We start from the raw sequence: 6,186 nt of genomic DNA, 5'->3' as shown, positions 1-6,186 counted from the left end.
CTGAGCGCCACCACCGGTGCGGTTTCCGTGCGCAGTACGCGCGGGCCCAGGCGTGCGGCGTGGAAACCGTGGCTCTTGGCCTGCGCCACTTCGGCGTCCGCCAGACCGCCTTCCGGGCCGATCAGAAAGGCCAGCGATGCAGGGCGGGCGTGACCCGCCAGCGGCTCGGCAAGCGGATGCAGCACCAGTTTCAGCTCCGCCTCGCTCTGCTCGAGCCAGTCGGCCAGGGCGAGGGGCGGGTGAATCAGCGGAATCACCGAGCGGCCACACTGTTCGCAGGCACTGATAGCCACCTGGCGCCAATGGGCCATGCGCTTGTCGGCACGCTCGTCTTTCAGGCGCACCTCGCAGCGCTCGCTGACAATCGGAGTGATGGCATTGGCCCCCAGTTCGCTGGCCTTCTGGATCGCCCAGTCCATCCGCTCGCCCCGCGACAGGCCCTGGCCCAGGTGGATATGCAGCGGCGACTCGGCCAGGCCGGCGAAGGCTTCGCGCAATTCGACGCGCACCTTCTTCTTGCCGACCTCGATCAGTTCGCCGAGAAACTCGTTGCCGCTGCCGTCGAACAGTTGCACGGCATCGCCAACCGCATGGCGCAGCACGCGGCCGATGTAGTGGGCCTGGGTTTCCGGCAGCTCATGCTGGCCGAGCGAGAGCGGGGCGTCGATAAAGAAGCGGGATAGGCGCATAGGAGGCGAACCTGGAGCAAAGGCGCAAATTCTAGCCGTAGGGTGCGCCGTGCGCACCGGTTTCCGTAGGGTGGATGACGCTCTTTTCATCCACCGCAATATCGCGGTGGTGGATGGGTGAGGCGTCCACGATTCATGTCGTCAACCCGGATCGCGAAAGTCTGGATACTGGGTATTGCCCACGGCCACGCTGACCGTGCTGCGGGTGGCGATATCGATGCCTTCGCTGGCCACCTCGGCGAGGAAGTCGATCTGCTCCTCGGTGATCACATAGGGCGGCAGGAAATACACCACGCTGCCCAGCGGGCGCAGCAGGGCGCCGCGTTGCAGGGCGTGCTGGTAGACCTTGAGGCCACGGCGTTCCTGCCAGGGGTAGGCGGTCTTGCTCGCCTTGTCCTGGACCATTTCGATGGCCAGGGCCATGCCGGTCTGACGCACCTCGGCGACATGCGGGTGATCGACCAGGTGCGCGGTGGCGCTGGTCATGCGCGCGGCGAGCTGCTTGTTGGCTTCGATGACGTTGTCCTGCTCGAAGATATCCAGGGTCGCCAGGGCCGCGGCGCAGGCCAGCGGATTGCCGGTGTAGCTGTGCGAGTGGAGAAAGGCGCGCAGGGTGTTGTAGTCGTCGTAGAACGCCTGGTAGATGGTGTCGGTGGTCAGGCAGGCGGCCAGCGGCAGGTAGCCGCCGGTCAGGGCCTTGGACAGGCAGAGGAAGTCCGGCGTAATGCCGGCCTGCTCGCAGGCGAACATGGTGCCGGTGCGGCCGAAGCCGACGGCGATCTCGTCGTGGATCAGGTGCACGCCATAGCGGTCGCAGGCCTCGCGCAGCAGCCTGAGGTAGACCGGATGGTACATGCGCATGCCGCCGGCGCCCTGGATCAGCGGCTCGACTATCACCGCCGCCACCTCATGGCCGTGCTCGGCCAGGGTTTGCTCCATATGGGCGAACATGGCCCGTGAGTGCGCTTCCCAGCTCATGCCGTCGGGGCGCAGGTAGCAGTCCGGGCTGGGCACCTTGATGGTGTCCAGCAGCAACGCCTTGTAGGTGTCGGTGAACAGCGCGACGTCGCCGACCGACATGGCCGCGATGGTTTCGCCGTGGTAGCTGTTGGTCAGGGTGACGAAGCGCTTCTTCGCCGGTTTGCCGACATTCAGCCAGTAGTGAAAGCTCATCTTCAGCGCGACTTCGATGCAGGACGAGCCGTTGTCGGCATAGAACACCCGATCCAGGCCGGCCGGGGTCAGCTTGACCAGGCGCTCGGACAGCTCTATCACCGGCGCATGGCTGAAACCGGCGAGGATCACGTGTTCCAGTTGGTCGACCTGGTCCTTGATCCGCTGGTTGATCCGCGGGTTGGCATGGCCGAACACGTTGACCCACCAGGAGCTGACCGCGTCGAGGTAGCGCTTGCCGTCGAAGTCTTCCAGCCAGACCCCTTCACCGCGTTTTATCGGTACCAGGGGCAGCTGTTCGTGGTCTTTCATCTGCGTGCAGGGATGCCAGAGCACATTCAGGTCGCGCTGCATCCAGTGGTCGTTCAGGCTCATCGAAACACTCTCCCAATCATCAGCGCCAAGCCTATCAGATGCCTGCAGGCTGATGGGTGCCACAGCCGGTCGGCGCGGTGATCGCGGTGGCGCAGGTTATCCGCTCGGGGATACCGCCGGTAGGCATTGGCTGAACTTCTGGAAAGCCAGGCGAACTAATTTGGTTGGGTAAAAATTCCAGGTTTACACATCGTATTTCTCGATATTTCAAAGCGAAAAATTCCGCTTTTAATCGATAGATTTGCCGTTACCCTTGCCGGATCATTTTCTTGTCGATCTTTTTGTGCGGAGCCTTCGCGATGCAGTGGCGCAACACTCCCTCCCATTACGGTGTGATCAGCATCGCCTTGCATTGGCTGGTGGCGGTGGCGGTCTTTGGCCTGTTCGCCCTGGGCTACTGGATGGTCGGCCTGGATTACTACAGCGGCTGGTACAAGACCGCACCGGAGCTGCACAAGAGCATCGGCATCCTGCTGTTCGTGGTGATGCTCGGGCGCATGCTCTGGCGGCGGATCAGCCCGCCGCCGGTCAGCTTGCCCGAGCATGACCGGCTAACCCGGCTGGGCGCCAGGTTCGGTCACGCCTTTCTCTATCTGGGCCTGATCGTGTTGATGCTCTCCGGCTACCTGATTTCCACCGCCGATGGCCGGGGTATCGGGGTCTTCGGCCTGTTCGCGGTGCCGGCGACCATCACCGGCATTCCCAGCCAGGAAGATGTGGCCGGCCTGGTGCATGAATACCTCGGTTGGGCCCTGGTGATTTTCGCCGGTATCCACGCCCTGGCCGCCCTGAAACATCACTTTATCGACCGTGACCGCACGCTGAACCGCATGTTCGGTCGCTGACAGCCGTTATGGTGCGTGGAATGACCCGCGTGCCGATTTGCCCACCTCACAAGGAGAATGTCCATGTTGAAGAAGACCCTCGCCGCCCTGGCTCTCGGTTCCGCGCTGCTCGGCGCTGGCCATGCCACGGCCGCCGATTACGCCATCGACACCGAAGGGCAGCACGCCTTCGTCAATTTCAAGATCAGCCACCTGGGCTACAGCTGGCTGTACGGCACCTTCAAGGATTTCGACGGCAGCTTCAGCTTCGACGACAAGAACCCGCAGGCCAGCAAGGTCAATGTCACCCTCAACACGGCCAGCGTCGACACCAATCACGCCGAGCGTGACAAGCACATTCGCAGCGATGACTTCCTCAGCGTCGGCAAGCACCCGACGGCGACCTTCGAGTCCACTTCGGTGAAGTCCACCGGCGAAGGCATGGCCGATATCACCGGTAACCTGACGCTCAACGGCGTGACCAAGCCGGTGGTGATCGCCGCCACCTTCATTGGTCAGGGCGATGATCCGTGGGGCGGCTACCGCGCCGGTTTCGCCGGCAGCACCACGCTCAAGCTGAAAGATTTCGCCATCGAGAAGGATCTCGGCCCGGCTTCCTCGGAAGTCGAGCTGAGCATCTCGGTAGAAGGCGTGCGCCAGTAAGCCCAAGCCCGTAGTGCAGAACGCCGACCCCAGGGTCGGCGTTTTTGCCTGCGTAGATACGACAACGCCGACCCTGAGGTCGGCGTTGTCGTTAACGGTGCTGCTTAGCTTTCACGATTACGCGTCAGCAGCGCAGGCTTCTCGCCGCGCGGCCGACTGCTCGGCAGCTGGTCGAGCTGCTCGGGCGTCGGGAAAGTACTGCGCGAACCCTTGTGCACGATCACCGGCTGCTTGTCACGCGGGCTTTTTACCGCGCCCTCCTGACGTGGCAGTTCATCGCGGTTGAGCGATGTGGTGATCTCGCGCGAGTCGCGCGGCGGCCGGGCACGGCCGGAACCATTGCTGCGCCCTTGGCCGCCGCCAGCGCCCTGGCGCTTGCCTTGGTTGCCAGCGCCTGCCCCTGCGCCGCTGCGCGGTTTTTTGCTGGGTGGACGCGGAGCCTGGCCAGCAGCGTTGCTGGCGCTGGGACCCGAAGCAGGCGCACCGGGCCGACGGCCACGGTTCTGCTGCTTGTTCTGGTGTGGGCTGACGTAGTCGGCCCGATTACCGAAGTTATCGATTTCGTCGTCGCGGAACTCATCCGGCGCCCTATCCGGCGGCAGGGCCGGTACTGCCGGCGCGGCGGCGCGGCCGGTTTGCGCTGCGCGTGGCTGCTGCGAGCGGCCGGCCTGGGGCTTGGCCTTGCCGCTGTCCTTGCCCTTGTCCTTGCGCCCGCCGCCGTGGCGTTCGCCTGCGGGCTTGGCGCCGCGGGGCTGGCGTGGCTTCTGCGGTTCGCGTACTTCCGGGCGCTCGGCCTCGACCGTGCTGGCGTCGAAACCGAGCAGGTCGCCGTCGGCGATCTTCTGCTTGGTCATCCGCTCGATGCCCTTGAGCAGTTTCTCTTCATCGGGCGCGACCAGCGAGATCGCCTCGCCACTACGGCCGGCACGGCCCGTGCGGCCGATGCGGTGGACGTAGTCTTCCTCGATATTCGGCAGCTCGAAGTTGACCACGTGCGGCAACTGGTCGATGTCCAGGCCGCGGGCGGCGATGTCGGTGGCGACCATGATCCGCACGTCACCGGCCTTGAAGTCGGCCAGGGCCTTGGTGCGGGCGTTCTGGCTCTTATTGCCGTGGATCGCCACGGACGCCAGGCCGTGCTTGTCGAGGTACTCGGCAAGGCGGTTGGCGCCGTGCTTGGTGCGGGTGAACACCAGCACCTGTTCCCAGGCGCCGGCGCTGATCAGGTGGGCGAGCAGGGCGCGCTTGTGGCTGGCCTGCAGGCGGTACACCCGTTGCTCGATGCGCTCGACCGTGGTGTTCGGCGGCGTGACCTCGATGCGCTCGGGGTTGTGCAGCAGCTTGCCGGCGAGGTCGGTGATGTCTTTGGAGAAGGTCGCCGAGAACAGCAGGTTCTGCCGTTTGCTCGGCAGGCGTGCCAGGACCTTCTTCACGTCATGCACGAAGCCCATGTCGAGCATGCGGTCGGCTTCGTCCAGCACCAGGATTTCCACGTGGGACAAATCCACGGCGCGCTGGCCGGCCAGGTCGAGCAGACGGCCGGGGCAGGCCACCAGGACGTCGACGCCCTTGGCCATGGCTTGCACCTGGGGGTTCATGCCGACACCGCCGAAGATGCAGGTGCTGACGAATTTCAGGTCACGGGCATAGACCTTGAAGCTCTGGTGGACCTGGGCCGCCAGTTCGCGGGTGGGGGTCAACACCAGTACGCGCGGTTGTTTCGGGCCGTGCCGCTGCTCGCGATCCGGATGGCCGTTGGGGAACAGCCGTTCGAGGATCGGCAAGGCGAAGCCGCCGGTTTTACCCGTCCCGGTCTGGGCGGCAACCATCAGGTCGCGGCCTTGCAACACGGCGGGAATGGCCCGCTGTTGCACTGGGGTGGGCTCGGTGTAGCCCGCTGCCTCGATGGCGCGGACTAAAGCCTCGGAGAGACCGAGGGAGGCAAAGGACATGAGTAATCCTGTCTAGTGAGGGCGAGGCCCTATGGGGTGTATTGCCTGACTTGAATCGCGCTTGGGGGGCGCAATCCCGTCCGGTACTGCTGGTCTCTGGGGACTAGCATCCGGGCGCAAGCCTGGCGGGAAGGTCGGAGTATAACAGAGCGATGCCCTTGTGCAGCGTTCACCTGCTTAATGGTTTGCCGGCTTACCTGAGGAGCTGCCCGTGAGCGGGGTCGTTGTAGCGTGTCTGCAGGGCTGCATAGGCCGGCTCGCGCTAGTTCGTTGGCGAAGCGCCGGGCCTGTTCCAGCGCCAGCAGGCAGCGTCGCCACGGCAGCAGTTGCCATTCGACCTCGACGCCCAGGCGCTGCAGGACGGTGCGCGCGGCTTGGTAATCGAGGCCGCGCAGTACGCCGTTGTCGTCATGGATATAGGGCGGCCAGGCTTCGCTGACAATGCGCAGCGGCTGACCCTGGGCGGCGAGGCTCAGGCAGGCGCTCGCGGTAGGCGAGCGTTTTTCACAG

At 64.7% G+C, this 6,186-nt stretch carries 6 protein-coding genes; 2 read left to right on the top strand and 4 right to left on the bottom strand.

What is annotated here, in order from left to right; all coding sequences use genetic code 11:
• Together ABZE94_RS07980 and ABZE94_RS07975 are read right to left on the bottom strand one after the other, a co-directional pair.
• A partial coding sequence (locus ABZE94_RS07980) for a 16S rRNA (uracil(1498)-N(3))-methyltransferase (protein ID WP_372875001.1) occupies window positions 1-689 on the bottom strand: 689 nt, incomplete at its 3' end.
• 141 nt (window positions 690-830) lie between these two features.
• Window positions 831-2,237 carry an adenosylmethionine--8-amino-7-oxononanoate transaminase gene (locus tag ABZE94_RS07975; protein ID WP_372875000.1) on the bottom strand — a complete coding sequence of 469 codons (1,407 nt, stop codon included), beginning with the start codon at window positions 2,235-2,237 and terminating at the stop codon, window positions 831-833.
• Between the two features lie 299 nt (window positions 2,238-2,536).
• Here ABZE94_RS07975 and ABZE94_RS07970 point away from each other — a divergent pair, with 299 nt between their 5' ends.
• Both ABZE94_RS07970 and ABZE94_RS07965 read left to right on the top strand, forming a co-directional pair.
• Complete coding sequence (locus ABZE94_RS07970) at window positions 2,537-3,082, top strand: cytochrome b (protein WP_372874999.1); 546 nt, start codon at window positions 2,537-2,539, stop codon at window positions 3,080-3,082.
• A 63-nt stretch (window positions 3,083-3,145) separates the two neighbouring features.
• Window positions 3,146-3,724 (top strand): YceI family protein, encoded by a 579-nt coding sequence (locus ABZE94_RS07965; protein ID WP_372874998.1) that lies wholly within the window; start codon window positions 3,146-3,148, stop codon window positions 3,722-3,724.
• Window positions 3,725-3,828: 104 nt separating this feature from the next.
• Here ABZE94_RS07965 and ABZE94_RS07960 read toward each other — a convergent pair whose 3' ends face one another.
• Together ABZE94_RS07960 and ABZE94_RS07955 are read right to left on the bottom strand one after the other, a co-directional pair.
• Entirely contained in the window at window positions 3,829-5,676 is a 1,848-nt protein-coding gene (locus tag ABZE94_RS07960) for a DEAD/DEAH box helicase (RefSeq protein ID WP_372874997.1), read from the bottom strand.
• A gap of 29 nt (window positions 5,677-5,705) precedes the next feature.
• Window positions 5,706-6,119, bottom strand: a complete 414-nt coding sequence (locus ABZE94_RS07955; RefSeq protein ID WP_372875002.1) for a transporter substrate-binding domain-containing protein — start codon at window positions 6,117-6,119, stop codon at window positions 5,706-5,708.
• Between the last annotated feature and the right edge of the window lie 67 nt (window positions 6,120-6,186).

The organism is Pseudomonas sp., assembly GCF_041601375.1.
In the GTDB taxonomy this organism is placed as follows: Bacteria; Pseudomonadota; Gammaproteobacteria; order Pseudomonadales; family Pseudomonadaceae; genus Aquipseudomonas.
The sequence above is the reverse complement of the archived record's forward strand: the minus strand, read 5'-3'. Positions and strand labels throughout refer to the sequence as shown.

Coding starts and splice junctions, on each gene's coding strand:
- ABZE94_RS07975 (WP_372875000.1), bottom strand. CDS start 2,237: ATGAGCCTGAACGACCACTGGATGCAGCGCGACCTGAATGTGCTCTGG.
- ABZE94_RS07970 (WP_372874999.1), top strand. CDS start 2,537: ATGCAGTGGCGCAACACTCCCTCCCATTACGGTGTGATCAGCATCGCC.
- ABZE94_RS07965 (WP_372874998.1), top strand. CDS start 3,146: ATGTTGAAGAAGACCCTCGCCGCCCTGGCTCTCGGTTCCGCGCTGCTC.
- ABZE94_RS07960 (WP_372874997.1), bottom strand. CDS start 5,676: ATGTCCTTTGCCTCCCTCGGTCTCTCCGAGGCTTTAGTCCGCGCCATC.